Origin of the sequence: Halobellus sp. Atlit-38R, from assembly GCF_003665925.1 — an archaeon.
Lineage (GTDB): Archaea > Halobacteriota > Halobacteria > Halobacteriales > Haloferacaceae > Haloquadratum > Haloquadratum inordinatus.
The window spans coordinates 1-428 of record NZ_QXIJ01000339.1; the positions used below are offsets into that span (position 1 = coordinate 1).

The 428-nt window shown below is 61.9% G+C and carries 1 protein-coding gene; it reads right to left on the bottom strand.

The features are described from left to right. Positions 1-428, bottom strand: a 428-nt coding sequence (locus tag D3D02_RS19725) for an exodeoxyribonuclease VII large subunit (protein WP_304999812.1), incomplete at both ends; no start/stop codon positions are given.

Here is a 428-nt window from a genome sequence, read left to right on the forward strand (position 1 = left end):
TTGATGGTGACTGGAGCTGTGCTCTTCCGATCTCGACGATGATGGCGTCGACGTCCTCCGAGCGGTCGAGATGGTGAATGCCGTTCGCGATGGACGTCGTCGCGTTCGACCCCTGGACGGTTGCGTCCTTCACCAGGATGTCGACGGTGGGGTCCTGTCCGTGGATCGCGTTCTGGATGTCGTACCGGGCGTCTCCTCGAAGGGACGTGACGACGCCGACCCGTTCCGGAAACGCGGGCGGCTGTTGTTTCTGCTCGTCGTCGAACCAGCCACGCTCTTCGAGTTCGTTTCGCAGTCGCTCGACGGCGGCTGCCTGGTCGCCGTCGCCGACGACGATCACCTCCCACGGTTTGAGGTCGATTTTCCCACCCTCAGTCCAGTAGTCGATATCGCCTTCGAGGATGACCTCAGTTCCGTCCTCGAGATCA